Genomic DNA, 26,314 nt, shown 5'->3' on the forward strand with positions numbered 1-26,314 from the left:
ATCATCATAATATATATTTATTTTACTTATACATAATAATCCATTATTCTAAGCTAGGAGGTGTTGAACGGTGAACAATCAATCAGATGTAATCGAAAAAGAACCAAGTGGATGGCCCAACTGGATTGGTGGCGTATTATTTACATTTTTCATTGCCCTGCTTGGCTTTTTATTGGCAAAGGTACCTGGCTTTGATCATGTCGGACAACTCGCTTGTTCGATTCTAATTGCAGTCGCATACCGGCATTTTTTCGGCTACCCTTATGCCATTCAGCAAGGAATTGTTTTTTCATCAAAAAGATTATTACGAGTTGCCATCATACTATACGGTTTAAAGCTTAATATTGATGTTGTATTGCACGATGGTCTTGGCCTGCTTGCGCGAGACGCACTCATTATTACATTTGCAATCCTACTTACCATTTGGCTTGCGAAAGTATTCAAGGCGGATAAAAATATTTCCCTGTTACTCGGTGTTGGTACTGGTGTATGTGGAGCCGCAGCTATTGCAGCAGTGGCACCCATCGTTAAATCCAAGGATGATGATACCGCAATTGGGGTTGGAATCATTGCGTTAATGGGGACTATTTTCGCCATTGCCTATACCATTTTAAGACCCATTTTACCTTTGGATGCATTGGATTACGGTATTTGGTCAGGTATCAGCCTGCATGAGCTGGCACATGTTGCCATTGCGGCAGACCCTGCCGGGGAAGATGCACTTGCAATCGCTTTGTTAGCGAAATTAGGACGGGTATTCTTACTTGTTCCGCTATGCTTCATTTTTATTTATATAATGAAAAGAAAGCATAAAGGCAGTCCAGAAGAAGGAAATACGAAAATTCAATTTCCATGGTTCCTATTAGGATTTATCCTATTAAGTATTTTAGGCAGTTATGTTTTCGGTCATTCCATTCCAGTTTCAGACAGCACGATGGATGCTGTATCCACAATAACAACATGGTTACTAACAGCTGCAATGGTTGGACTCGGATTAAACGTAAGCTTGGAAGATTTACGTTCCAGGGCGCTGAAGCCTTTACTGGCAATGACGATCACATCTGTATGTGTATCTATCCTAGCTTTCTTCATTATCTAACATGCATTTGTGCATGCATTTGTGGACCTTTTTATAAAACCGGCTTGAAAATATTCCTAAAAGAGCTTATAATAATGCAGGTAACACTTTGCGGGGCATTAGCTCAGTTGGGAGAGTGCTTGCCTGGCAGGCAAGAGGTCACCGGTTCAAGCCCGGTATGCTCCATTTAAAAAACGCTTATACATATTTCGTATGAGCGTTTTTTTGTTGTCTGCTTTATTTGTTCGCGATGATGTGCTTTACATATGTGTCCATTCGTTCCTCCATTAATTTATCCGTTAATCCAGTCATCCCAAACGCCAGCCAGCCGGGATACACTTGGAGTGGCCCAAGTAGAAAATCAAACACAGATACCAAATCCCAATAGGCATTATAGATGAACTTTCCCTCGCTTAATGATTCATATGCCTGTAAGAATGCATCTGCTGTTTCAACATCATGGAGCAATGCTAAATTAATCCGACAGTGACCAAGATCAACTGCTGCAGGACCGCGGCATGCATTGGCCCAATCCACCACACCACTCACTGCACCATCTTGCCACAGCACATTCGCTGGATGATAATCCCGATGAATCAAGCAAGAATGAAATGTCGGCCACCTACCCCTGACAATTTGAATGGCTTGTTTCCAGCTTTCAGGAGAGTCCGTCCATGCTGGAATGTTTAAATCTTTTTCCGTATGATAACTCGCATACTCCCACGGAAATGCGTCTGCATCAAGCTGATGAATGGCATATAATGCCCTCGCAAGCTGACACGCCCACTGATGACGCTCGCCCGGATCAAGAACCACACCCCCCGGCAACTTCTCCATAACAATCGCAGGCATCCCGACAATCGGAGCCGCTTCATAAAGTGCTATATATGCGGGTGTTTTTATAGTTGCATTTGCAGCTATCTGTAAACTCGCTACCTCATGCTGGGGAACGTCAGGCTCTTCCCTTAACCATTCCACATGATCAAAAAAGCGAATGACAATTTCTCGCCATGAACCTTGCTCCAGTGAAACCTCATAAAGTGTAGACGAAGTACTCCCCTTTAATTGCTTCATCGCGGCGATCTTCGCTTCCCGATCCAACTGATTCACAAGCTGCTTTATCGCATGTACATAATCATTTGTTTTTATCATTGGGTATTCCCACCCCTTTAAATAATGGATAAATTTGTTTCAGCTTATATAACCATTTAGACATAACTGGGAAAAATCCACAATCCAAACCCTTCTTATCCAAAGGACCATGCTTACAGTTGGATTTTTTACAGAATTGGGTGATCCGTTTAAAATTACGCTCCCGCTGGCGTTTTTTTTGACGGTTCAGGCGCTTCCGTTTAGTTTTCTATGATTTCTGATGGATTTTTTGACGGTTCGAGCCCTTTCGTTTAGTTTTCTATGATTTCTGATGGATTTTTTGACGGTTCAGGCGCTTTCGTTTAGTTTTCTATGATTTCTGATGGATTTTTTGACGGATCAGGCGCTTTCGTTTAGTTTTCTATGATTTCAGTTGGATTTTTTCACTCGCGCAGCAGTCGAGATGAATTTTACCCTATTCCCATCTGAAAATTTCACTCGCTTTCTCTCCCAAGTGAATTTCTCACGGTTTCTTGAGGTTTTTTCAACTCACTCAACTGACAAGACGAATTTCCCCTAAGAATCCCATAGACACAACAAAAACACACATCGAATGACAAGAATGATTATACAATCCTTTTCTAATTTACCATGACAAATTTCTTTTCTTCTGCTATGGTGGTAGTAATCAAGCATGGATAGCAAAGCTACTAGGGGAGCCTTTTATGAAGGCTGAGAGAAGTGCCGTTAGCATTTTGACCCTTGAACCTGATCTGGATCATGCCAGCGTAGGAAAGTAGTTAGACGTGAAGTCTGTCTATTTTCGAGCGTTGGCCAGGTTCTTATGTAGAATCTGGTTTTTTTCTTTGCCTAAAAGGGGGGATATCCATACGACTTTATTCCACTGCTTGAAATCTATCAATCTCTATATTTATTCGAAGCTGCTAGGGGCGCTTATTGCTGAGAAAAGGTGGTTGCCTTTGTCCCTTGAACCTGAACTGGGTAATTCCAGCGTAGGAAAGCAGTGAGATACCTCTCACATGATCCTGCTTATTCTTCAGGCGGCTTCTGAAAATCTATTTTCAGGAGGCATTTGTATGACATTCACCGATCAATTAAGAAAAGAAAACGATGATATTTTCGAACTCATTTTTGAGCATCCATTTGTAACAGGCATTGGCAAGGGAGATGTTCCAAAAAAAGCATTGGAGCATTATATTAAAGCTGATTTTGGTTATTTAACTGCGTTCATGCAGCTATATGGAATCGCATTATCTAAATCTGCAGCCCGAGAAGAAATTGGCTTTTTTAACGAAAAAATTAATTTTGTTCTCCATAGTGAATCACACCCACACCATAATTTTTGTGATCATATTGGTGTTGGATATGAGGAACTGCAAGGGTATGCATTACCACCAACGGCAGACCATTATGTGAAGCATATGTTTTACCATGCCCATACAGGAAGTCTTGGAGAGTTGATTGCTGCACTTTTACCATGCCCATGGACGTATTTGGAAATCGGGGAGCAATTAACAGCACGCTACAAGCCAAGTGAGGAGCATCCTTTTTATCCGTGGATTACCTTCTATGCGAATCCATCCATTGTAGAGCTTGAAATGATTCATCAACTGAATAAAATAGCGGACCGTGCAGGAATTGCCGAAAAAGAAAAAATGCGTGATGCCTTTCGTAAAAGCTGTCAGTTAGAGCTTGGATTTTGGGAAATGTCCTATACTTGCGAGGCATGGCCTTCAAAGGAGCGTGCACAAATAAAATGAGCCTTGTACCATCCGTATTAACCATTGCTGGAACAGATCCGAGCGGCGGCGCAGGGATTCAAGCAGATTTAAAAACATTTCAGGAGCTCAAGGTATATGGCATGTCCGCGATTACCACTGTCGTTGCCCAAAACACAACAGGCGTACAGGATGTGCATCACCTGCCCCTTTCCATGATTAATAATCAGCTACAATCGGTCCTATCAGACATACCAGTACATGCTTTCAAAACAGGTATGATTGCAACCGTCGAGATGATGCAGGTTATTTTAAAGTACATTCCGAACTTCGATGCACCCTTTGTGTTGGACCCTGTCATGGTTGCGACGAGTGGAGATCCATTAATTGCGGAGGATGCCCGTGAATATTTGCGTACACATTTATTACCAGAAACGACGATTGTCACACCGAATATTCCTGAAGCAGCATGCATCATCCAACAAGAAATTCACACTTTAGATGATATGAAAGCAGCGGCAGTTGAAATTGTCACGAAATATGGGGCGGGTGCTGCATTGGTCAAAGGTGGCCACTTAACTGGTGACGCAATCGACTTTTTATACGATGGTGATAGGATTTATACCTACCCCGCAAAAAGAGTCGCTACCAATAACACACATGGCACCGGCTGTACGTTGTCAGCAGCAATCACTGCCTATCTTGCTAAAGGTTTATCTTTACCAAAGGCGGTTGAAAAGGCAAAAAACTATGTGACAGCGGCAATCCAGCATGCCTTTGATTTGGGACATGGAAGTGGGCCGACCAATCATTGGGCACCACGAATGGTGGCTCCCACACTTCATTCAAACGATGAATTGAGACAATAATGCGTAATGGAGGTGTTCCTATGACACATAATATAATTAATCAAGTACGTCAAAACATACCTTTGATCCATCATATAACAAATGATGTGGTGATGAATTTTACTGCAAATGGTTTACTTGCTTTTGGTGGTAGTCCAATTATGGCAAAAGAAGAAAAGGAAGCAGGAGCCATTACCGAATTAACCGATGGATTACTACTTAACATTGGAACCATCCAACAGCCGGAGGTAGCTGCAATGTTTTCGTCAGGTAAAACGGCAAATGATAAAGGCATCCCAATTGTGCTTGACCCGGTTGGCGTTGCAGCTAGTTCCTTTCGAGCCGAAGCTGTCCAAATGATACTGAAACAGGTACAGCCTACAGTGATTAAAGGCAATGCAGGTGAAATTGCTTTTCTAGCAGATGTTTCTTGGGATACAAAAGGTGTTGATGCGGTTGGAAATGGCAATACTGAAGAAATCGCTTATCTTGTCGCAAAAAAATATCAAACTGCCGTTGTCGTTACCGGAGAGACAGATGTTTTTGTAGTGGATGGCAACCTTTTTACCAATCAAACAGGACATCCTTTGCTTACGAAAATCACTGGTGCAGGCTGTTTGTTAGGCTCCATTATGGCTGCTTGTCTCAGTACCGACTTCTCAATAGAAAAACAATTATTAGCAGCTTTGGAATTTTACGGGGGAGCTGCAGCGTATGCAGCTGCACAGCCACACACCAAAGGTCCAGGAACTTTTTTGCCGGCGTTTTTGGATGCCCTCTCTTTCAATTGGGAGACGATCAAAGGAGATACATCATGGACAAATTAAGACAGCAATTACGTAAATATTTCATCATGGGAAGTCAAAATTGCAATCGCCCTCCTGAAGACATTTTATTAGAGGCAGCAAAAGCAGGCATAACTGCTTTCCAATATCGTGAAAAAGGTCCCGGCTCGCTTACTGGCGCTGAAAAAATTAAGTTAGGTGAGCGTTTACGAACGATATGTCGTGCTTACCACATCTTATTTTTTATCAATGATGATGTCGAGTTGGTAGAGGTTTTAGATGCTGATGGAATTCATGTTGGCCAGGATGACATGGATGCAGCCGAATTACGTCGCCAGTTTCCAAATAAAATCATCGGACTATCTGTAAGCAATCAAAATGAGGTAAACAATAGTCCAATTACAGCGGTTGATTATCTTGGTGCCGGTCCTATTTACGGCACCTATACAAAGACAGATGCCAAAGCACCAGTTGGGGTAAATTGGATGAAGGAACTACGTGCTCAATTCCCTAGCCTACCGATTGTTGGCATTGGTGGTATTCAGCCAATGAATTCCCATCATGTAATCGAAGCCGGTGCAGATGGTGTCTCCGTTATTTCAGCCATAACAGAGGCGCCTCATATTCATAAAGTTGTAGCAGCGCTTTAAAGTCTAAATAAGCGGTTAGCTGGTTCCACAAGAATCAGCTAACCGCTTATGTTCAAGTAAACCACCCCATTCAATCATTACCACTCCTTCAAACAGCTACATCATCCGCCCATTCCTCAAAAAAACAATCCCACTTTGGACTGTTGACCCATATATTGAAGTGAATGTATTTATAAATGAGGAGTTGATTTTCATGCATCGTCATCCATACCAGCAACAAGCGGGATATGAAACACCTTCTTCATACACCGAGCAGCATACACCCCAATACATTGAAGAGGATACTGAGGACGGAGCACGCTTTTTCCCTGGAAGCCCATTTCCCGGGCAAGTACCCGGAGGCTTTCTACCAGGATTTCCTGGGCAAGGTGGACCAGGACCTTCTTTTCCAGGCGGACAGCCACCCGGTTTTCCTGGAGGGCCAGGTGGACCTGGAGGACCAGGCGGACCGGGTGGGCCTGGTGGGCCGGGTCATGGCGGTTTTCCTCCGCCATTTTCCGGAGGTCCGCAACAAGGTGGACAGCAAGGGGGCCCACCATCGACACCGCCACCAAATTTCACACCACAGCAGCCAGCCTTTCAAACATTTGCAGTTGACCCTGGCGCCATTCGTAATTGTTTATTCCGCTTCACCTATGTTTGGCTCCATAATGGTAGATCATTCTGGTTCTATCCTATTTTTATTGGCAGAACGTCAATCGCGGGATTCCGCTGGTCGCGAAATAGATGGACCTACTTCGGAATTGATTTACGATCGATTCAATCCTTCCAGTGCTTCTAGCAACAGTCATATGAAAATGGACGAAAGCAATTCGCCTTCGTCCATTTTTTCATATTTCATTATCATTGATATCAACAGGTTTATCTTCCATTGGCTCTGCACGATAAACAAAGAAAGCTAACACAACTGCAACGAGTGCCATCGCAAATCCAATCAGATAAACAAGCTCCACCCCTGCTACCAGCGAATCATTAATGACTGCAGGATCGGTTGGATTAGCAGCCTGATTTAAGAAATGAAGCTGTCTGGCATTCATAATACTAATAAATACTGATACACCAATGGCTCCTGCAACAGGCTGTAACGTTGTCATGATTGCTGTACCATGCGGATATAATCGTTTCGGTAATTGATTCAATCCATTTGTTTCAGCTGGCATCATAATAGCAGATACTGTAATCATCAATAAAATATAACTGACAATCAATACCCATAATGGCGTATTTAGATTCAGTCTGCTCATCACGAACATGGTTGCTGCAAGTACAATGGTTGCCGGTAGTAATAACGGCTTCGGTCCAAGTTTATCAAATAAGGACCCCATTACCGGCGACAGTAAACCATTAATGATACTGCCAGGTAGTAAAATTAATCCCGCTGTTGCGGCAGTTAACGCCATTGGACCCTGCATAAAGATAGGCAGGATAATCTCCGAGGAAAACATTGCCATAATAATGATCAAAAACACAATGACGGCATGTGTATACATCGGATATTTAAATACACGTAAATCTAAAATTGGCTCCTCCAGCTTTAACTGGCGAATCGAGAACAAAACGAGTGCGCCCGTTCCAATCAATATAGGCATATAGGCTGCAGGATCCAAGAATCCCGCATCTTCCCCGCCTGCGGAGCTAAATCCAAAGACGATACCACCAAAAGCAATAGTAGATAGCAGCAATGAAAAATAATCTACTTTTGGCTTGGTTACCTCTGATACATTCACCAAATATTTATAGGCAAACAGTATAGAAAATAAAGCAAAAGGAATTACAAGTATAAAAAGATAACGCCAGCCCAGATGCTCGACAATCACCCCGGAAAGCGTTGGTCCAATTGCTGGTGCAAACATAAAGACAAGCCCAATTAATCCCATAATTTTACCGCGGCGATGTGGTGGGTACAGCAATAGGAATACATTGAATATAATCGGAATGAGTAGACCTGTTCCAACCGCCTGAGTCAGACGACCAACAAGTAGGATAGGAAAACTCGGTGCCAACGCGCTAATCGTCGTTCCGATTGTAAATACGAACATCGTTCCAAGAAAAAGCTGTCTTGTCGTAAACCACTGCAGTAAAACGGCGGATGCCGGGATCACAATCCCCATGACTAGCATAAAGCCAGTTGCCATCCATTGAACGGTTGTTACTTGAATGTCAAATTCATGCATCAAGGTTGTCAATGCAATATTAAGTAAGGTTTCATTTAAAATGGCAAAAAAAGCACCAATAATTAATGAGACCATAATAGGCAGAACCTTCACATGAGGATCATCCGCTAAAAATTCGTATTTCTTCGGTTTGTTATTTTCGTTCATCATCTAACCTCTTTTATTCTTATTCTTCAAACTATCAACCAACATGAACCAGTGCTGTATCTTCTCATTTTCTACAAATAAAAAAAGAATTCCGCAGATAGCAGAACCCCTTTAAAATAGAAAGGGGAAGAATTGTCTCTTCCCCAAACAAATCATTTATTCATGTTTTTTAAACAGGCAGACAAATTCCAACACAGCACCGTGCTGACGGGCTTTATTACTATTAAATTTTATCAATCACCGTGAATTGGAACTGTACGAAAACCATTTAAAAAACCTCCGTTCAAAATAAGTAAAGTAATCTTATCACGTGATCCTTCAATTAGCAAGAAAAAAATCTGTTCCTCCGTATACGCAAAACAGCCCCGACATGGTTGCATATTTCCATCATTTGTTGCAAGACATACATACAATCAAAAAAAGACAGGCGTTCATAAGATATAGAGAGAAAGGGGGTATACGAATGAAACAACCCATTCTAGCTTATCTAGCAGCAATCTTGGCAGGGTTTGCGCTCATCGTTGTTGTTGACCTAGCGAGTTCATTCATTACTGGAACAATCGCTTCTATCCTCATTGCAATTGGAGCTGTCGCAGTAGTCGTATTCTCACTTGCCATTATTATCCTGGCACTTAACAAACTATTTGGCAGAGGGCGTACACTATAGCATCTACCCATTTTCCAAAGAATTCTCCCGCATGTAAGAACTGCGGGGGGATTTTTATTTTTTCCTACCCTCTCATAATATACTCATCAATTTCTAATCTTTCACACAGTACCATCTAAGAATTGGTATTTAGTATAGAAAATAGAAATTCACAGGAAGGGAGTTGGCCACATGGCAATCGAGGTTTTCACAAGAAGAGAGCAAAAGTATTTGATTACAAGACAACAAGCTGATGATCTAATTGCTGGGATGAAGCCCTATATGCGAGCCGATATTAACGGAAACAAAGGAAATTATACTGTGTCTAGTCTTTATTTCGAGAGTCCGGAAAATACAATCTATTATGAAACGAAAAACAAGTTAAGATTTCGGCAAAAGCTTCGTCTACGAGTCTATGATGACACGGACATAAATGGAACAGCTTTTTTTGAGGTCAAACAAAAACACAAAAAAGTAGTTAACAAGCGCAGAATGGTCCTGCCGTTAAAAGAAGCCTATCGTTATTTAGTTAGTACGGAAGAATGTCCTTTAGAAGAATACGAGAGTTCCAATCCACAGGTTTTTCGGGAAATAGACCATTTTCGCAGCCTGTACAACCTACAGCCCGAAATGATTGTCAGCTATGATAGAAGCGCATTCCATGGCATAGATGATGCAGATTTACGGGTAACCTTTGATTATAATTTACGCTGCCGCAACAATGATTTGTTTTTAGAAAATGGACCACAGGGCGAGCATTTTATCGACAATGATCTCGTCGTCTTAGAAGTCAAAGTAAATCATAGTGTCCCTTTATGGCTAACCCGTATTTTACAGACGCTAAATTGTGAACAACGGAGTGCCTCAAAATACTGCACGAGCCTGGAATTATTGAAGGGTGAATATTTACCGAACGGAATTGTAAAAGAAACAGTACAAATTGGAGGAGGAGTTTAAACATGGATATGATTAACGACTTATTTACAAATGGAACAGGAAATGGATCGACTATAGGAATGATCTTGCTGGCAATGCTAACGGCAACCATTCTTAGCTTGGTCATCACAAAGGTGTATCAAATCACCTTCCAGGGAGAGCGTTATTCACAGGCATTCGTTCATACCATTATTATGATGAGTGTGATCGTGTCTGTCGTTATGAATGTGATTAGTGGGAATGCTGGAGTAGCCTTTGGTTTATTCGCTATTTTCTCACTCATTCGTTTTCGTAGTGCTGTAACAGATGCGAAGGACATTGCATATATTTTCTTCGGACTTTGTGTTGGTATGACAAGTGGTCTATTCCGATTTGATCTAGCAATCGTGCTCACTTTATTTGCGAGTTTGATATTCTATCTATTGTATAAATTCCAATACGGCAAAGGAAAAGACACACAAATTTTAAAAGTAACTGTACCGGAAAACCTAAACCATGAAAATCTTTTGGATGATATTTTAGAGGAGTACACAGAAGCACATACACTACGTCAGGTGGAAACAACAAATTTAGGTACCATGATTTTATATACCTTTGCAATCCGTAGTAAAAATGCAACGAAAGACAAAGAACTGCTTGACCGAATCCGCGAGAAGAATGCGAACCTAAAAGTATCACTCACCTATTTGAACAACGAATATTAAGTATTGAAATAGCATACAAAAAAAGACACCGCATATCCTGTTGGTGGCGACCCCTAAAAGTTAGATTTATCACTCTAACTTTCGGGGGTCAGTACCTCCGGTGTCTTTTTTTCTTTATACCTAGTCTTTCATAATTTCTTCAACAGTTTCTTCTACTTCATGACGTGACATTTTTTCCTCGCCTCGTTTGAGAGCACGCAATGTTTTCTTTGCAAGTGCCAATGGTATTCTACAAAATAGAAGAATGTTTCGGTTTTTAATGTCTTTAATATATTCATCTGCCTGCTGTAAATTTCCCTCTGCATAAACGAACATATCCTCTCTGGACCAATTGTCTGGAAAGAATCGCACACCACGTGCAGCATCTTCGTCTTTATTACGCAGTACATTTACAGCTTGTAAGCCTCTGCCATAGCCAATAGCTAGATCATAATCCGTCTCTGTTCCATCATACCACTTCCAAATATCAGATAGCATGACACCGACAAGTCCAGCAACATAATAAGTGTAGTCATCTAAATCTTCTTTTGTTCGAACATCCCAGTTTTTCTCTGTCCAATCTGCCATGCCTTTTGCCATGACAGCAGTGGATTCCTGGACCTTGCCAGTTATATCTGACGGACAGAAGCCAATCCAATCGGCAAGTCTTAATGTCACTTCAGGTAATTCACTTGCATACGGCTCAACAAGTGCCTCATATGCCGCCTGATCGAATCCTTCCTGCAGCAATACACTTGTTTTACGGAGTAGATGCTGCTTCACTTCCGAATTTAATTGTTCATGATCCTCTATTTCATCAATGGCACGCATGCAGAGATATGCAGACGCAACTGTTTTTCGTAAGGTAGGCTTTAATAATTTAATCGGGATATAAAATGTCCTACTCGTTTGCTTTAGCATATGCATGGCTTCTTTTTCTAGTTTTACCGATTCACTCAATGGTTTGGTCCTCCTTCTAAACAATGAGGTATATTTAGTATATCAAATAACTGAATAGATTACCTATTTGAAGAAGCCCAGGCAAGTCAATATAAAACACCCCCATCAGCTGTTATGCTCATAAGGGTGCCCTTTTAATATCCATATCAACCTTTACAGTGCTTTTTTTATACTTTCTGCTGTAATTGCATCATGGGAAGCATGCCAAGCAACCTGCTTATTGTCCATGATAATAAGCTGTGGTGATTCATGCTTCACACCTGTAATGCGCTCGATTTCATTGGAGACTGGTCGGTCTTCAATTACTTTCACAAGATAACAGGAAATATTTTCTTCTGCCTGATCGAGGAAACTTTCATATTCCTTAAATGCACGCGCGCTAATGGGACATGTTGTACTATGCTTAAAAAGCAACACCTTTTTATTCTGTGACTCTTCTAATGCCTCATGTAATGCATCCTCTTCAAATAATGCTGTTAATTGTGCCATGCCCTTCCTCCTTTATACTCCCCTGTGTACTTCAGGGTGCCTCTACCTACATTTTAAAATATAGCTGGCTATTCGTACAGGCAAATAGCTTAACGTATGCATTTATATTAAACCTGCGATGGTTCATCTTCCTTTCGAACAAAACACATAATTGCTGCTACTACGTAAAGTATGGATTGAAAAGCACCAAGTGTAAATAATAACCAGGATGATAATAAGGCCGAAGCAATAAATAACCCACCAGCCAGTTTGGGCCTTTTATTCCCAGCGATTTGATACGTTGCAATTGCAGCTAGCATACCGCCAATAGCACAGGAAATAATGGGCAACCAAATAAATACAGTTACCACCTGAAAAAGTTGACTTAGAGGCTCTAATGATGGATAGGCGCTAAAAAGTCCATCAAATCCAAACGATAATAAAAATACAGATAATACACCTATAACGGCCATCCCAAAATCCGCTACCATCCCAATAATTCCTAAAACCATTTCAAATGTCCGATTCAAGTACACACGCCCTTTCCTTCTATCTTTCTTACTATTCTTCGTATGAATGAAATCTTTGTCAACCCACAGCCATACATTGCTTTTTAACAATTATTCAACATTTAGTTCCTTTTACCTATTATATGTCATTTTTTTATATATTTTTCATATCATTGTTTGGTACATTATGGTATGATAACATTGTTTAAATTGCTGTTAAAAGTAAGGTTAGAGAGGAAACATCCGATGAAAAACAAAAACGCCATCATACAATTTCTTGACACAGACCAAAGTACTATGCCTCATTATTATGATTATGCTCGTGCGATCCATGAAATTAAACAAATTTTAACGGATAAATTGGGAAATGAGTGGATGCTTTGCAGTGCTGAGGACGAATTGGACGAATTATTTGATACATTACAAAGAATATTGGAGCATGACCCTGATAAGGTAGAAATTCTTGCAAGTGTTTATGATACAGTAGGAATTTCAACCATCCATGCTGCCGAAGATGGATCCTATACCGTTACACCAGCAATGATGAATAATATATTTTATTTTCCAGACCATGAAGTAGCAATTGTTAGAATTCCAATCTACCAAAGTCATGAGGATTATCCAGAGTCGTTTGTTTTTGCTAGGGATCATGCAAGTCTTTTAAAATTCTTATCCTATATGCTAGATATACAACGACAATATATGATGGATGGAATTACCGTGTTCACGGATACTGAGGAAGGGATCATGCGTAAGCAGGAACAAATTACCTACCAGATCCATCGTGACGATATTTTATTAAAACCAGAGATGAAAACCGATATCTTCCGCTCTATTGATGAGTTTTTCTTAGAAAGCGGCACATTTTTTAAAGAATACAATATCCCATATAAACGCGGGATTCTTTTATACGGTAGTCCAGGAAATGGGAAAACAACCCTTGTGAAATCCATTGCCGGAAGTGTCACTGCACCAGTTGTATATTGGCAAATTACAGAATACACGACAAGCTATTCGATTAAGGAAGTATTTACAACTGTAACCAAAATGGCCCCGATGGTACTGGTGATAGAAGATATCGATTCCATGCCGGAAGAATCACGGTCTGTTTTCTTAAATACGCTGGATGGTGCCACCTCCAAGGAAGGCATCTTCATTATCGGTACAACCAATTATCCCGAAAAGATTGACCCTGCGCTTATTAATCGAGCTGGTCGGTTTGACCGTGCTTATGAAATCCAGCAACCAAATAGCACCCTCCGGGAAAGCTATTTGCGTCGTAAAGATATTACCCGCTTCTTGGATAGGGATCAAATCGAGGCCTTAACGAAAAAAACAGATGGGCTTTCGATTGCCCAGTTAAATGAATTACATATGTCGATTGCTTTACAGTGGCATTATGAGCAGCATGTGGATGTAGATCGTATCATTAAAGAACTGCAAGCCAACCAGCGAAAAACGGTCAAACAAGCATGGGACACAGATGAATTTACAAGAGTTGGCTTTTAATTAAATAAAGAAATGAGGCGCGCTTCTTTGTTGATAAGCGCACCTCTTTATTCCCCATTATTCTGATTCTGTTTCCTCACCAATCCACTCAATCCAAATATCCCCTTGTGCTTCAACATCTGCTTGTTCTGGGATACGGAGATAAAATAAATAATCCCCTCTTTCAGCCAGAGGTCCTTCAAAGAAATCTTGATGTTGATCAAGATAGAATTGATTAATAGGAAACTCCCGCTTCAAGGCAACGAGCTCCAGCACCGTATATCCGGTATCCTCTATGATGATCTGATTTGAACCTGCTTCAAAGCGAAGGCGTGGCTCAGATAAATAACCCGAGATATCCAAACCGCTAGTCAGCACAACCGGTGTGCGATAATAGCCTACCTCCATAACATCTAAGCCTTTGATCCGTTCAACAAATATTTGTGGCTGGGATTGATTGAGTTCATCTGGCAAAGCAATTTGAATCATTTCTTGCTTAGGTGTAAATGTCCATTCCTTCAGTAAATATTGTGAATCTACCTGATCGATTCTACCTTCATAGCCCTCATGAAAAATATCTGGAATGGTAGAAATATCTATTTTTCCACCGACCAATTGACGCTCAGGCAAAAAGAAATGCATGACCGTCGAAACAATAAGTACAATGAGAAAAATAGAGATAAACCGATCTCGTAAAAACCCTGCACCCTTTCGTTTACCCCAGCTATTTGCTACCCATATCAGCATAATTAATAGGATAAATATGAACGGAAAAATAATCATACATTTCTTACCTCCTTTTGATTCAGCAGGAGAATAGCTGCACCATAGCAAATAGCAATCGTGCAAATGAGTTTCACTGCAAATAATCCAAGATGATGCTCCGAAAAATAAAACGCCCAAATTTTTCCCATTATATAACCTTCTTGGGTACCTAAAATGACAGAATAGCCAATGACTACAGCTGGAATAATAATAACCAACCCTTTGTATAACTGGACAAGACTGCCTACTAAATAACCAAGTGCACTACATGCAGCAATATATAATATCGTTGCTATTCCTCCACCAACTACCATATACCAAGTGTTTGGTCCATCCATATCTTGCATATAACTATGCTCAGGCAGAAAATAACGAATCATTTCAATTACATTCCTGGAAAGGAGTGCTGTGATGCCTGTTGCAACACTTACAGTTAATAAAAAAGCCATATTAGATAGATTTTGGCTCAGCCGATTGGTCACGAAAACAAAGTCATCTTCACGAAAAGGCTTTGTTGTCATTTGAATCCCATTGATAAATAAACCAATCATCGTAAAAGCAATCACCGCATCCGCTGAATAATATTGCACATTAAAGCTAATCGTCATAGAACCGCTCCCAGTGGATGCAACGCCTGCCAGTGAAGTGAATCCGATCGCAATAACCTGCAGTATGATAATCGAGCGAAACATACCATAAAACGATTTCAGCTTAAAACAGTATTGATTCCAAACCGTTTCCTTTAGACTAACGTTGACGAAAGACATCATCGATTCCACCCTTCTGCCCTTTTGTTAAATACATACAGACATCGTTCGCTGACACAGGCGACACCTTCACTCCCTGTTGTTTTACCTGCTCCAGCTGTTCGGTGTCAAAGTCATTTTTAACTGCAATATAGGCGTAATCACTAGCGGTCCGCTTCGTCAGAACAGGCTGGTCACCCAACCATTCTTTTAATACTGCTGTCTTGCCTTCCAGTCCAATTGCATACTCCTTCAGGTCCTCCATCGGTATATGCAATAATTCCTTTCCTTTTTTAATAACCAGTACATGCTCGAGTAAATGCTCCATTTCATCCAAATGATGACTGGAAATAATGATTGTTCTTGGATGGGCTATGTAATCCTTCAATAATGCCCGATAAAAATCATTGCGAACCACCGCATCCATTCCAGTAGTCGGCTCATCAAATATCGTTAATGGACATCTGGAAGCAAGCCCAATAATCATATTAAAGGTGCTCTTCCTTCCTTTTGACAATCCTTCATGAATTGCATTTGGTTGAAAAGAAAAATAATCAAATAACCGAAGCGCCAGATCCATGTCCCAGTTTTTATAAAAACGGCCTGCCTGCTGTAATAATTCGTATAAAGATATGGAATTAGCAAAACTCATTTGGTCATCCACTAAAATAGAATTCGCTGAGACAAACAAGTTATTAAATGGATGTTTGGAAAACACCTCTACTTCTCCACTAGATTCCTTAATCATTCCTGTTAATATTTTTAATAAAGTGGTTTTTCCCGCTGCATTTCTGCCGATTAAACCGGTTATCGTATTTTCATGAATATTACAGCTTAAACGATTTAACGCAGTAGTGCCACGATAGGTCTTGGTCACATGCTTGCACGATATCATTTTATATTTCCTCCCCCTTTTGTTGCTTCATTTCTTTCCGAATCATCTCAAGTAGTTCATCATCCTCCACCTGAAGCTGCTTCGCTTCCAGCACAAGGTCTGTAATTAACCCTGTTAAGGTTTGACTTTTTCGTTTCTCCATAATGATTGTTTTGGCAAGTGGTGATACGAATTTTCCTAGTCCACGCTTCGTATATAGAATTTCTTCTTCCGACAGTAAATGCAGTCCCTTGGCAGCTGTTGCCGGATTGATATTGAACATTTCTGCCAATGTATATTGTGAATGAACTTTTTCATCTATTTGAAATGTCCCATTTAAAATTTGATTTTCCATCCATTCTGCAATTTGAATATAGATTGGTGTTACACCATTCAGATCGAGCATTTTGGCATCAGCTCCTTTTAACCAACATAGTGCATTAGTGTTGTAATGTACTATATAATATTTTTTCATAAAACACAAGCTTTTTACAAAAGGAGAAACAAAATTATTTAAATTTTTTAAAGAATGGTATAGTATTATCAATCAATTGGAAACGATTTCACCGAATTATGCGAAAATTATTTGTTTTATCTATTGATTTTCCCTCACATACAAGCGTATAATGTCCTTCATACGTAAACGTTTGTATTTTTAGAGAAAACAGTAAAGGGGTGTACGCATGGGTAATAAAATAGCGGTTGGTTTATTAGGCTTAGGTGTGGTCGGATCGGGTGTCATCCGTATTATTGAAGATCACCAGAAAAAACTGGCCCACCAGCTTGGTTGTGAAGTGCAAATTAAACGCGTGCTTATACGAGATCCGAATAAAGATAGAAATGTATCTTTACAGGATGGTGTGCTTACAACGAATCCGAAAGATGTTTTGGAGGATCCAGATATTGACATTATTGTGGAAGTCATGGGTGGTGTTGATGAAGCCTATGAGCATATTTCACAAGCATTCCAAGCTAAAAAACATGTCATCACCGCCAATAAAGATTTAATCGCACTACATGGACCTGCCTTGGAAAAGCTGGCTGGACAACATGAATGTGACCTATTTTATGAAGCAAGTGTAGCAGGTGGTATTCCTATATTGCGTGGCTTAACCGATGGCTTGGTTTCCGATCAAATCCATCAAATTATGGGAATAGTCAATGGTACCACCAATTATATTTTGACAAAAATGGATGCAGATGGAGCTACCTTCCACGATGCTTTAACGGAAGCACAAAAGTTAGGTTTCGCGGAGGCTGATCCGACTGCAGATGTAGAAGGATTAGATGCTGCACGGAAGATGGCCATTTTAGCTCGGCTAGCCTTTTCTTCCAATGTAAATTTGCAGCAGGTTGACACGGAAGGCATCGCTAACATTGCATTAGCTGACTTGGAGTATGGGAAACAACTAGGCTATACAATGAAGCTTATTGGTTATGCGAAAGATCATGACCAAAGTGTTGAAGTCAGTGTACAACCGACTTTACTATCTAAGACACATCCTTTGGCAGAGGTAAAAAATGAATACAACGCAGTATATGTGAACGGGGCAGCAATTGGCGAAACCATGTTTTATGGCCCTGGTGCTGGCAGCTTGCCGACAGCCACTGCAGTAGTGTCTGATATTGTCGAGGTCATTAAAAACATTCAGCTCGGTGCCACGGGAAGAAGGGTAACCGTCCCACAATTTAATAAAGGTGCAGCAGAGCCCAATCAATGCTTTAGCCAATATTATCTACGTTTACAAGTTGGTGAAAATGAAGAAGTATTTGCCGCAGTATCCAAGCTGTTTCTCGATATAGGAATTCGTTTGGAAAAAACCGTACAAAAACCTGGTGAATTAATTCTTGTTACCGAATCGACTTCCTTAGAAAATCTTGAGCAAATCAAGCAACAACTTGTACAGCTGGAACATGTAAACGGGATTGCCGGCTGTTATCGCGTGGAAGGAGAGGAAGGACAATGAATTGGCGAGGTCTACTAAAAGAATATGAACGTTATTTGCCAGTAAATGATACAACACCTTCTCTCAGTTTACACGAAGGGAATACACCACTCATTCCTTTTACAAAGCTATCCGAACAGCTTGGCATTGAATTATATGGAAAAGTGGAGGGAGCAAATCCAACTGGTTCATTTAAAGACCGCGGCATGGTCGTTGCTGTTGCCAAAGCCTTGGAGTCTGGAAGCAATGCCGTTATTTGCGCTTCTACTGGTAATACCTCTGCTTCAGCTGCCGCCTATGCAGCCCGGGCTGGGATAAAGGCAATTATTATCATTCCTAAAGGAAAAGTAGCGATGGGAAAATTAGCTCAAGCTACAATGTATGGTGCCAAAATATTGGAGATTGATGGAAACTTTGATGATGCTTTAAAAATGGTACAACGCATTAGTGAGTCGTCACCCGTAACGATGGTCAATTCCATTAATCCATTTCGATTAGAAGGGCAAAAAACAGCTGCTTTTGAAGTTTGTGACCAGCTTGGCCAAGCACCTGATATTTTGGCAATCCCCGTTGGGAACGCCGGAAATATTAGTGCTTATTGGAAAGGCTTTAAGGAATACCATTCAGAAAAGGGTACAGCTTTACCGAAAATATTCGGATTTGAAGCAGCGGGAGCAGCAGCAATTGTACAAAATAAGGTGATAGAAGCACCGGAAACAGTCGCTACCGCCATTCGAATAGGTAATCCCGCAAGCTGGAAATTAGCAGCTGCAGCAAGAGATGAATCAGGCGGGCGAATCGAGTCCGTAACCGATACTGAAATCCTGGAAGCTTTTCAACTGATAGCCGGAAAAGAAGGGATTTTTGCAGAGCCGGGATCCTGTGCCTCCATTGCCGGAGTCATTCAACAATGTCAGCTTGGTCATATCAAACCAGGTAGTAAAGTTGTTGCCATTTTAACTGGAAATGGTTTAAAGGATCCACAAACAGCAATGGATCAAGCAATTGCTGATCCAATTTCCTTGCCCAATGATGAAGATGCTTTACGGAAGTTTATCCAATCTGAGGTTACATCATGAAACCGTTCCGGATTACTGTCCCTGCAACTTCGGCAAATCTTGGGGCAGGCTTTGATTCTATTGGCCTTGCCATTAATCAATATTTAACAATCCATGCAATATCACATCCAAGCTGGGAAATAGAGCATGTATCCAGCCATTTACCAGCAGTGGAAGCTTGCACAGACCATTTCATTTATCAAATCGCAAAACAAACAGCTGACGCTTACGATGCCGTACTACCACCCTGCCACCTAACGATTAAAAGTGATATCCCACTTACTCGTGGATTAGGGAGTAGTGCTTCTGCTATCATTGCTGGTATTGAATTGGCCAATCAGCTTTGTGAGCTGGATCTTTCCAGTGAAACAAAACTTATGATTGCGCAGCAAATCGAAGGCCATCCCGACAATGTAGCCCCAGCCTTATATGGCGGACTCGTCTTGGCTGTTTTGCTTGGTGAACGAATAGAAACCTTTCAGATGACACAGCTTCCTTTGGAGGCTGTGCTGTCCATTCCCGCAACAGAGCTTCCAACAAAGGACGCCAGAAAGGTGCTTCCCGATTCTTATCCACGATCTATCGCAACAAAAGCAAGCGCCATTAGCAGCCTCATGGTTGCCGCATTACTCAACCATGACTTTAGCACAGCAGGTAATTTGATGGAGCATGATTTATTTCATGAACCATACCGTTCCAAATTAATACCGTGTTATGATGGAATCCGCTCAGAAGCAAAGCAGCTTGGAGCATTCAGCACTGTCATCAGTGGCGCAGGTCCAACCCTTATTTCTTTTGTTCCAACAGGTACCGCAGAACAGATTGCAGCAACACTGGGGCATAGCTTTTCAGATTTTCAAATCAAACCTGTCCAAATAGATACACAGGGGTTAAACGTTGAATTGATTGGCTAAGCATAGGTTTTACCACATGCTAAAAAACGTAACCAACATGATACATTTTGTTGGTTACGTTTTTTGTTGACCTTCATTATGCAGCAAAAATTCGTTTCCCTGCTTTTACCAGTTCATTGATAATGATTGGAATAATAGATAATCCCAATACGAAGAGCCAATCCTGCCATACAAGTGCATGTATATCAAAGAGGCCACTAAATAGTGGTACCTGAACAATTGTAAATTGGATAAGCAATCCTGCAACCACCGCTCCAATTAAATAACGATTGGAAAAGAGACCGACCTGGAAGATTGATTTTGTATCACTTCTTAAATTAAAGGAATGGAATAGCTGTGACACACTTAACGTAATAAATGCCATGGTTTGTGCATGTGTCAATGTTTCATCGGAAATATGCTGAAGATCCATCGCAAATAACGAACTGGAATCGGTATATACCTTCAGCCCTTCCATAAATGCAAATAATGTCAATGCCCCGATTAATAAACCATTCCATAAACTAAAGGTAATATTTTCTTTCGTGAATATCTTTTCACTTGCATCACGTGGTTTTTCCTTCATCACATCGGGATCATCTGGATCCAGCCCAAGTGAAATCGCAGGCATCGTATCTGTTATGAGATTAACCCAGAGGATATGTACCGCAGTGAGCGGTGCCGGCCAGCCCATTAATATACCGATAAATAAGGCGGCTAGTTCCCCTAGATTACATGACAGCAAGAATAGAATAGACTTCTTAATATTTTTATAAATATTCCTGCCTTCTTCTACGGCTTTCGCAATCGTAGAGAAATTATCATCGGTCAAAACAACATCCGCAGCACCCTTCGCTACATCTGTTCCTGTAATCCCCATCGCTACTCCTACATCTGCTTCCTTCAAGGATGGGGCATCATTTACGCCATCCCCTGTCATGGACACGATATTGCCGTGGCTTTTTAGCGCCTGCACAATTCGGACCTTATGCTCTGGAGAAACCCTGGCAAAGACACGAATCTTTTGTACACTTTCCTTTAATCTCGTGTCACTCATCGTATTCAATTCCTGCCCTGTCAGCGTTTCATCCAAATGGTTCGCAATATGTAGCTCTTTGGCTATTGCTAGCGCTGTCCTTTGATGGTCACCAGTTATCATCACCACCTGGATTCCTGCATCTTGACAAGCTGCAATGGAGTCTTTCACTTCCTCACGTGGTGGGTCAATCATTCCGGTTAAGCCCAAAAATATTAATTCTGTTTCTGCTTCTGAATCTGCAGTAACCAGCTTGTAGGCAACTGCAAGAACACGCAATGCCCGCTCCGACATATGATTTGCTTGAGCCATTATTTTCTCTTGATCTGCTGCTGTCAGCGAATGAACTTCCCCATCCGTTTCCACACGGTTCAATTGGGGCAAGATACTTTCCAATGCCCCCTTCACATAGACAATCCTTTCATCACCAGCAGCATGTATCGTGGACATCATTTTTCGTTCCGAATCGAATGGATTTTCATCTACCCGGGGAAATTCTTTTTCCACTGCCCGCTTCGTGATACCCAGTTGAATTCCAGCCTCTACTAATGCAATTTCAGTCGGATCACCTGTCTGTTTATCCCCATCGATTGTAGCATCATTACAAAGCACAATCGCTTTGATTAATTTTTCATTGGTGGATTGATTGATAACGAAATCAGCAGTTTTTACAGCTGTTCCATTTGAGTATAGCTCTGTAACAGTCATTTTATTTTGAGTAAGCGTACCCGTTTTATCCGAACAAATGACACTTACTGCACCAAGTGTTTCTACAGCAGGTAACTTACGTATGATTGCATGCTGCTTGATCATACGCTGCACCCCGACAGCAAGCACAATCGTTACAATTGCCGGGAGCCCCTCTGGAATAGCCGCAACTGCTAAACTCACAGCAATTAAAAACATTTCCAATACTTCTCTGCCTTGCAAAAAGCCAATTAAAAAGATAGCTAGGGAAATAGCAATGGCTCCAATACCGAGTACCTTCCCAACTTCATCCAGCTTCTTTTGTAATGGAGTCATTTCTTTATCTTTATTAGCAAGCATCTTCGCAATTTTTCCAATTTCCGTATCCATTCCTGTTCGGGTAACCACACCTGTTCCTCTCCCATGAGAAACGAGCGTGGACATAAAAGCCATATTACGCTGATCACCTAGTGGGATATCCTCTCCCTCAGCCAGCCAGTTAGCATCTTTTTCCACCGCGATGGACTCACCTGTTAACGAAGATTCTTCTATTTTCAAATTAGAGGATTCAATCAATTGAATATCCGCCGGTACAAATCTTCCGGCGTCCAATAGTACGATATCTCCGACAACCACTTCCTCGGAGGATATTTCCTGTGCTTGTCCATCCCGCATCACGATGGCGTGTGGAGTAGAAAGCTTCTTCAATTCATCTAATGCTTTTTCCGCCTTTGCTTCTTGAATAACGCCAATTACCGCATTCAGCAAAATAACAAAAAAGATGATCACTGCATCGCTAACTTCACCTACTGCGGCGGAAATAACTGCAGCAGCGATAAGGATATAAATTAACAGACTATTGATTTGCCCCCAAACTAATTCCAGGAGAGAGGCTTTTTTCCCTTCTTCAAAACGATTTGGACCATTTGCCTCTAAACGTTTTTTCGCTTCATCATTGGAAAGACCTGTTTCTGGATGGACATGCTTTTCCTCATCTACTGCCATTTCCGTTCCCCACCTTTTTTTATTGATTAGTTATCATAGTACCCTCATTATACGTTATATATGCCAATTATAAGTTGACAATATGCAAGCTTTCCGATTAGATGGAAACAAGTTTATGTTTGCAGTTAAGGAGAGAGGTCATGAAAATATATGTAGATGCTGACGCTAGCCCTGTTAAAGATGTGGTTTGCCAAACAGGACAAACATTTTCCATTCCAGTTGTGCTCGTGAAAAGCTTCAGCCATTTCTCCAATGCGGAGGAATTAGAAGGTGTGAAGACCGTTTATGTTGATGAAGGGGCCGACTCAGCTGACTATCGCATTCTTCAGCTTGCCAAGCATGGAGATATCATCATTACCCAAGATTATGGGTTAGCATCCCTTGCCCTTGGTAAGAAATGTACGGTTCTTCATCACAAAGGCTTCCAATACACGAATAAAAATATTGATCAGCTACTTCAAACGCGTCATTTAAGTGCAAAAGCAAGAAAAAGTGGTCAACGGACGAAAGGACCAAAACCATTCACAGATGAAGACCGAAAAAAATTCCACGATCTTCTTGTTCGTACCATTGAACGCATGCAATCCAAATGAAAGGTGTGAGGATGAGTGAAAGAAAATGTATACAAATTAATCGGGGAAAAAGTACCAAACATGAGCAAGGCACAAAAGAAAATAGCTGTTTATATGTTGGAAAACCCGCATTCTGCACCCTTTTTAACCGTTGGAAAACTAGCAAAAATGGCTGGTGTCAGTGAAGCAACTGTCGTGCGGTTTGCTACGTTTCTTGGCTATAAGGGCTATAACGAGCTGCAGCAGCATATGTATGATTCAGTAGAGAAGCAGCTTAATACTGTAGAAAGACTTCAAATGTCACGGTCAATCTATCATAAAGAGACGGAAAAAGGGATATACGAGATTTTTGAAGATGATATGGCGAATATCCAAACAACGATGGAAACTTTAGATCTTGGCGAATTTGAAACTGCAGCCCATTATTTACTAGAGGCAGATCGAATATTTATCGCCTGCAATCGAAGTGCAGTTTCTCTTGGTGCATTTTTACATTATTATCTAAAGCTTATTTTTGACCATAGTGAGATGGTTCATTCCAGTGAATCTGCCTTTGATAGTATGTACGATTTAAATGAAAAAGACGTTGTAGTCGGTCTCAGCTTCGCCCGCTATACAAGAAGTACGGTAGATATTGTGAGCCATGCTGAAAAACAAGATGCAAAAATTATCGCCATTACCGACAGTCATCTGTCGCCTGTCACACAATTTGCCGATGTATCATTAATTGCATCCAGTAAAATGCCATCCTTTATGGATTCTTTTGTCGCTCCACTGAGTTTGATCAATGCACTCATAGCTTATATTGGTCAACAACGACCCGAGGAAATAGATAAACGCCTCAAACAATATGAACAGCTATGGGATCAATATGACGTATTTTATTGAATAGGATTGCCTGTTTGGTTGTTTGGTTGTGAAATTTATATTTCATTATTATTAAAATATGAAATAAACGTTGCATAACATCAGCTTTTCACATACACTATTGGTAAGAATTAGGAGGAGCTGATGCTTTTGTGTGCTCAAATATATTTTGAGAAGAACAGCATGGTGAAGTCAGAGGCAGTGTATCGACAGGCCAGTCAGGTGATTCCGGGTGGGGTCTCAGCAAATATTAAGTATTTCCCACCTTTCCCAATCGTCATGAAAAAAGGATATGGAAGTAAATTGGTTGACATGGACGATAACGAGTATATTGATTATTCTCTTTGTTACGGTGCCCTTGTTACCGGCCATGGGCATAAAAGGATAATGCAAGCTACAGCAGACTTTTTACACCAATCGGGTACAGCTATATTTGGTACACCACACGAGCTGGAGGCAGTGATGGCTGAAAAATTAGCCCAGCTGTATCCGGCTATTGATATGGTTCGTTTTACCAATTCAGGATCTGAAGCAATTCAACTCGCCATCCGGCTTGCAATCGCATATACCGGTAAGGAAAAGATTGGAAAATTTGAAGGCCATTATCATGGAGGGTTAAACCATATGCTTGTGAGCATTAACCCGGATCATGAAGAAGCAGGAGATGCACACAGACCACACAGAATCCCGGAATCAAAGGGAATTCCAAAGCATGAACTTGATCAAACGCTTGTTTTACCATTTAATGATCTCGAATCAGTGGAAACCATCTTACGTGAACATAAGGACGATCTTGCGGCAGTCATCCTGGAGCCTGTACAAGGCGGATTTATCCCAGCAACCCCTGCTTTTATGAAGGGACTACGGGAATTAACTGAGGAATTAAATATTGTCCTGATTTTTGATGAGGTTAAAACCGGATTCCGTGTCCATCTTGGAGGGGCCCAACGTGTCTTTCATGTAAAACCTGACATTACAACACTTGGGAAGGTTCTAGGTGGAGGATATCCGATAGGCGCTGTCGGAGGTAAAAAAGATATCATGATGCTCAGCGCCCCAAATGAAGAAAGTGATGTGTTTGCTACCGGTAGCAAAAGCAGGAAAAAGGATGAAGTTGTTTTCCATAGCGGGACATATAATGGCCACCCCATTGCACTAGCAGCTGGTCTCGAGACGATTCACATGCTTGAGGAAGATGGTGTGATGAACGATATAGCCCGCCAAACAAATAAACTACGAGATCAGCTTGAAAAATTGTATGCCACATACGATGTACCCATGCAAACCATCGGGATGGGCAGTATTTTCAATATCGTTCTTACTGACAAACCAATTCATAACTATCGTGACATGTGGCAGTCCAACACAGCCCTAAGGCAGAAAATAGATCAAGCACTGCTACAGCTCGGAATATTTTCAAAGCCTTTAAACCGATATTCCATGTCCCTCGCCCATAGCGAAGCCGATATAAACCGAACAGTCGCAGCACATGAAAAAGCACTCCAACGAGTCAAAGGCTAAATACTCCCTACCATAAATATGCAGCCTGGAATCCCTCAAACTGGATTTCAAGCTGCATATTTAGCTTAATTGTGTTTCACTTCCTCCATTTGGTGAAATACATGATTTCGCATCACTTAAATACGGTTTAACTTACTCCTA

26 protein-coding genes, 1 tRNA gene and 2 riboswitches are annotated in these 26,314 nt (G+C 41.1%); of the genes, 17 read left to right on the top strand and 10 right to left on the bottom strand.

What is annotated here, in order from left to right:
• The first annotated feature begins 70 nt into the window (after nt 1-70).
• Both DX933_RS16910 and DX933_RS16915 read left to right on the top strand, forming a co-directional pair.
• Nucleotides 71-1,099, top strand: coding sequence for a YeiH family protein (locus DX933_RS16910; RefSeq protein ID WP_223806027.1), 1,029 nt, complete (start codon nt 71-73; stop codon nt 1,097-1,099).
• A 92-nt stretch (nt 1,100-1,191) separates the two neighbouring features.
• Nucleotides 1,192-1,264, top strand: a tRNA-Ala gene (locus tag DX933_RS16915).
• A 51-nt stretch (nt 1,265-1,315) separates the two neighbouring features.
• On the opposite strand, the gene DX933_RS16920 is transcribed toward DX933_RS16915, so the two are convergent.
• The gene (locus DX933_RS16920; protein WP_123317617.1) at nt 1,316-2,230 is read right to left on the bottom strand and encodes a phosphotransferase family protein; all 915 of its coding nucleotides are present in this window, start codon (nt 2,228-2,230) and stop codon (nt 1,316-1,318) included.
• 642 nt (nt 2,231-2,872) lie between these two features.
• Nucleotides 2,873-2,982: riboswitch (TPP riboswitch) on the top strand.
• A 124-nt stretch (nt 2,983-3,106) separates the two neighbouring features.
• Nucleotides 3,107-3,207: riboswitch (TPP riboswitch) on the top strand.
• Between the two features lie 60 nt (nt 3,208-3,267).
• Between DX933_RS16920 and tenA the strand changes: the two genes are divergently transcribed.
• From tenA to DX933_RS16945, 5 genes are all read left to right on the top strand, one after another.
• The gene (gene tenA / locus DX933_RS16925) at nt 3,268-3,951 is read left to right on the top strand and encodes a thiaminase II (protein ID WP_123317618.1); all 684 of its coding nucleotides are present in this window, start codon (nt 3,268-3,270) and stop codon (nt 3,949-3,951) included.
• On the top strand, nt 3,948-4,778 hold the full coding sequence (gene thiD / locus DX933_RS16930; RefSeq protein WP_123317619.1) for a bifunctional hydroxymethylpyrimidine kinase/phosphomethylpyrimidine kinase: 831 nt from the start codon (nt 3,948-3,950) through the stop codon (nt 4,776-4,778). Before tenA ends, thiD begins: the two co-directional genes overlap by 4 nt.
• A gap of 20 nt (nt 4,779-4,798) precedes the next feature.
• Nucleotides 4,799-5,584 carry a hydroxyethylthiazole kinase gene (thiM, locus tag DX933_RS16935; RefSeq protein WP_123317620.1) on the top strand — a complete coding sequence of 262 codons (786 nt, stop codon included), beginning with the start codon at nt 4,799-4,801 and terminating at the stop codon, nt 5,582-5,584.
• Nucleotides 5,572-6,192: a thiamine phosphate synthase gene (gene thiE / locus DX933_RS16940; protein ID WP_123317621.1), complete on the top strand. Its 621-nt coding sequence runs from the start codon at nt 5,572-5,574 to the stop codon at nt 6,190-6,192. The genes thiM and thiE overlap by 13 nt, the downstream gene beginning before the upstream one ends.
• Before the next feature lie 193 nt (nt 6,193-6,385).
• Nucleotides 6,386-6,973 carry a hypothetical protein gene (locus DX933_RS16945; protein ID WP_123317622.1) on the top strand — a complete coding sequence of 196 codons (588 nt, stop codon included), beginning with the start codon at nt 6,386-6,388 and terminating at the stop codon, nt 6,971-6,973.
• Nucleotides 6,974-7,022: 49 nt separating this feature from the next.
• Here DX933_RS16945 and DX933_RS16950 read toward each other — a convergent pair whose 3' ends face one another.
• The gene (locus DX933_RS16950; RefSeq protein ID WP_123317623.1) at nt 7,023-8,513 is read right to left on the bottom strand and encodes an MDR family MFS transporter; all 1,491 of its coding nucleotides are present in this window, start codon (nt 8,511-8,513) and stop codon (nt 7,023-7,025) included.
• A 463-nt stretch (nt 8,514-8,976) separates the two neighbouring features.
• Here DX933_RS16950 and DX933_RS16955 point away from each other — a divergent pair, with 463 nt between their 5' ends.
• The 3 genes from DX933_RS16955 (at nt 8,977) to DX933_RS16965 (ending at nt 10,799) form a co-directional block, all read left to right on the top strand.
• Complete coding sequence (locus tag DX933_RS16955) at nt 8,977-9,180, top strand: hypothetical protein (protein ID WP_123317624.1); 204 nt, start codon at nt 8,977-8,979, stop codon at nt 9,178-9,180.
• Between the two features lie 171 nt (nt 9,181-9,351).
• Nucleotides 9,352-10,116 carry a polyphosphate polymerase domain-containing protein gene (locus DX933_RS16960; protein WP_123317625.1) on the top strand — a complete coding sequence of 255 codons (765 nt, stop codon included), beginning with the start codon at nt 9,352-9,354 and terminating at the stop codon, nt 10,114-10,116.
• 2 nt (nt 10,117-10,118) lie between these two features.
• Entirely contained in the window at nt 10,119-10,799 is a 681-nt protein-coding gene (locus DX933_RS16965; RefSeq protein ID WP_123317626.1) for a DUF4956 domain-containing protein, read from the top strand.
• Nucleotides 10,800-10,919: 120 nt separating this feature from the next.
• Here DX933_RS16965 and DX933_RS16970 read toward each other — a convergent pair whose 3' ends face one another.
• The 3 genes from DX933_RS16970 to DX933_RS16980 all read right to left on the bottom strand — a co-directional run bounded on the left by DX933_RS16970 (nt 10,920) and on the right by DX933_RS16980 (nt 12,736).
• Complete coding sequence (locus tag DX933_RS16970; protein ID WP_123317627.1) at nt 10,920-11,738, bottom strand: squalene/phytoene synthase family protein; 819 nt, start codon at nt 11,736-11,738, stop codon at nt 10,920-10,922.
• 153 nt (nt 11,739-11,891) lie between these two features.
• Entirely contained in the window at nt 11,892-12,227 is a 336-nt protein-coding gene (gene ytxJ, locus DX933_RS16975) for a bacillithiol system redox-active protein YtxJ (protein WP_123317628.1), read from the bottom strand.
• 107 nt (nt 12,228-12,334) lie between these two features.
• Complete coding sequence (locus DX933_RS16980) at nt 12,335-12,736, bottom strand: DUF4064 domain-containing protein (protein ID WP_145962294.1); 402 nt, start codon at nt 12,734-12,736, stop codon at nt 12,335-12,337.
• 225 nt (nt 12,737-12,961) lie between these two features.
• Between DX933_RS16980 and DX933_RS16985 the strand changes: the two genes are divergently transcribed.
• Nucleotides 12,962-14,224: an AAA family ATPase gene (locus DX933_RS16985; RefSeq protein WP_123317630.1), complete on the top strand. Its 1,263-nt coding sequence runs from the start codon at nt 12,962-12,964 to the stop codon at nt 14,222-14,224.
• A gap of 57 nt (nt 14,225-14,281) precedes the next feature.
• Here the strand turns inward: DX933_RS16985 and DX933_RS16990 are convergent, their stop codons facing one another.
• Genes DX933_RS16990 through DX933_RS17005 form a run of 4 tightly spaced genes read right to left on the bottom strand, consistent with a single transcriptional unit; the run spans nt 14,282 to nt 16,994 of the window.
• Nucleotides 14,282-14,986: a hypothetical protein gene (locus DX933_RS16990; protein ID WP_123317631.1), complete on the bottom strand. Its 705-nt coding sequence runs from the start codon at nt 14,984-14,986 to the stop codon at nt 14,282-14,284.
• Nucleotides 14,983-15,735, bottom strand: coding sequence for a hypothetical protein (locus DX933_RS16995; protein WP_123317632.1), 753 nt, complete (start codon nt 15,733-15,735; stop codon nt 14,983-14,985). Before DX933_RS16995 ends, DX933_RS16990 begins: the two co-directional genes overlap by 4 nt.
• Complete coding sequence (locus DX933_RS17000) at nt 15,716-16,609, bottom strand: ATP-binding cassette domain-containing protein (RefSeq protein ID WP_123317633.1); 894 nt, start codon at nt 16,607-16,609, stop codon at nt 15,716-15,718. Before DX933_RS17000 ends, DX933_RS16995 begins: the two co-directional genes overlap by 20 nt.
• A gap of 1 nt (nt 16,610) precedes the next feature.
• Nucleotides 16,611-16,994 (bottom strand): GntR family transcriptional regulator, encoded by a 384-nt coding sequence (locus DX933_RS17005; RefSeq protein WP_123317634.1) that lies wholly within the window; start codon nt 16,992-16,994, stop codon nt 16,611-16,613.
• A 277-nt stretch (nt 16,995-17,271) separates the two neighbouring features.
• Here DX933_RS17005 and DX933_RS17010 point away from each other — a divergent pair, with 277 nt between their 5' ends.
• From DX933_RS17010 to thrB, 3 genes are read left to right on the top strand one after another with little or no spacing between them, the layout of a single operon-like run.
• Nucleotides 17,272-18,555, top strand: a complete 1,284-nt coding sequence (locus DX933_RS17010; protein ID WP_123317635.1) for a homoserine dehydrogenase — start codon at nt 17,272-17,274, stop codon at nt 18,553-18,555.
• Nucleotides 18,552-19,613 (top strand): threonine synthase, encoded by a 1,062-nt coding sequence (gene thrC / locus DX933_RS17015; protein WP_123317636.1) that lies wholly within the window; start codon nt 18,552-18,554, stop codon nt 19,611-19,613. The genes DX933_RS17010 and thrC overlap by 4 nt, the downstream gene beginning before the upstream one ends.
• Entirely contained in the window at nt 19,610-20,506 is an 897-nt protein-coding gene (gene thrB / locus DX933_RS17020) for a homoserine kinase (RefSeq protein ID WP_123317637.1), read from the top strand. The genes thrC and thrB overlap by 4 nt, the downstream gene beginning before the upstream one ends.
• 76 nt (nt 20,507-20,582) lie before the next feature.
• On the opposite strand, the gene DX933_RS17025 is transcribed toward thrB, so the two are convergent.
• Nucleotides 20,583-23,213 carry a cation-translocating P-type ATPase gene (locus tag DX933_RS17025; protein WP_123317638.1) on the bottom strand — a complete coding sequence of 877 codons (2,631 nt, stop codon included), beginning with the start codon at nt 23,211-23,213 and terminating at the stop codon, nt 20,583-20,585.
• A gap of 140 nt (nt 23,214-23,353) precedes the next feature.
• Here DX933_RS17025 and DX933_RS17030 point away from each other — a divergent pair, with 140 nt between their 5' ends.
• From DX933_RS17030 to DX933_RS17040, 3 genes are all read left to right on the top strand, one after another.
• Entirely contained in the window at nt 23,354-23,806 is a 453-nt protein-coding gene (locus tag DX933_RS17030; RefSeq protein ID WP_123317639.1) for a YaiI/YqxD family protein, read from the top strand.
• Nucleotides 23,807-23,821: 15 nt separating this feature from the next.
• A complete protein-coding gene (locus tag DX933_RS17035; RefSeq protein WP_123317640.1) occupies nt 23,822-24,673 on the top strand; it encodes a MurR/RpiR family transcriptional regulator in 852 nt (283 codons plus the stop codon).
• A 123-nt stretch (nt 24,674-24,796) separates the two neighbouring features.
• Nucleotides 24,797-26,173 (top strand): aspartate aminotransferase family protein, encoded by a 1,377-nt coding sequence (locus DX933_RS17040; RefSeq protein WP_123317641.1) that lies wholly within the window; start codon nt 24,797-24,799, stop codon nt 26,171-26,173.
• The last annotated feature ends 141 nt before the right edge of the window (nt 26,174-26,314 follow it).

It is taken from the genome of Ornithinibacillus gellani (genome assembly GCF_003730295.1).
Lineage (GTDB): Bacteria > Bacillota > Bacilli > Bacillales > Amphibacillaceae > Ornithinibacillus_A > Ornithinibacillus_A gellani.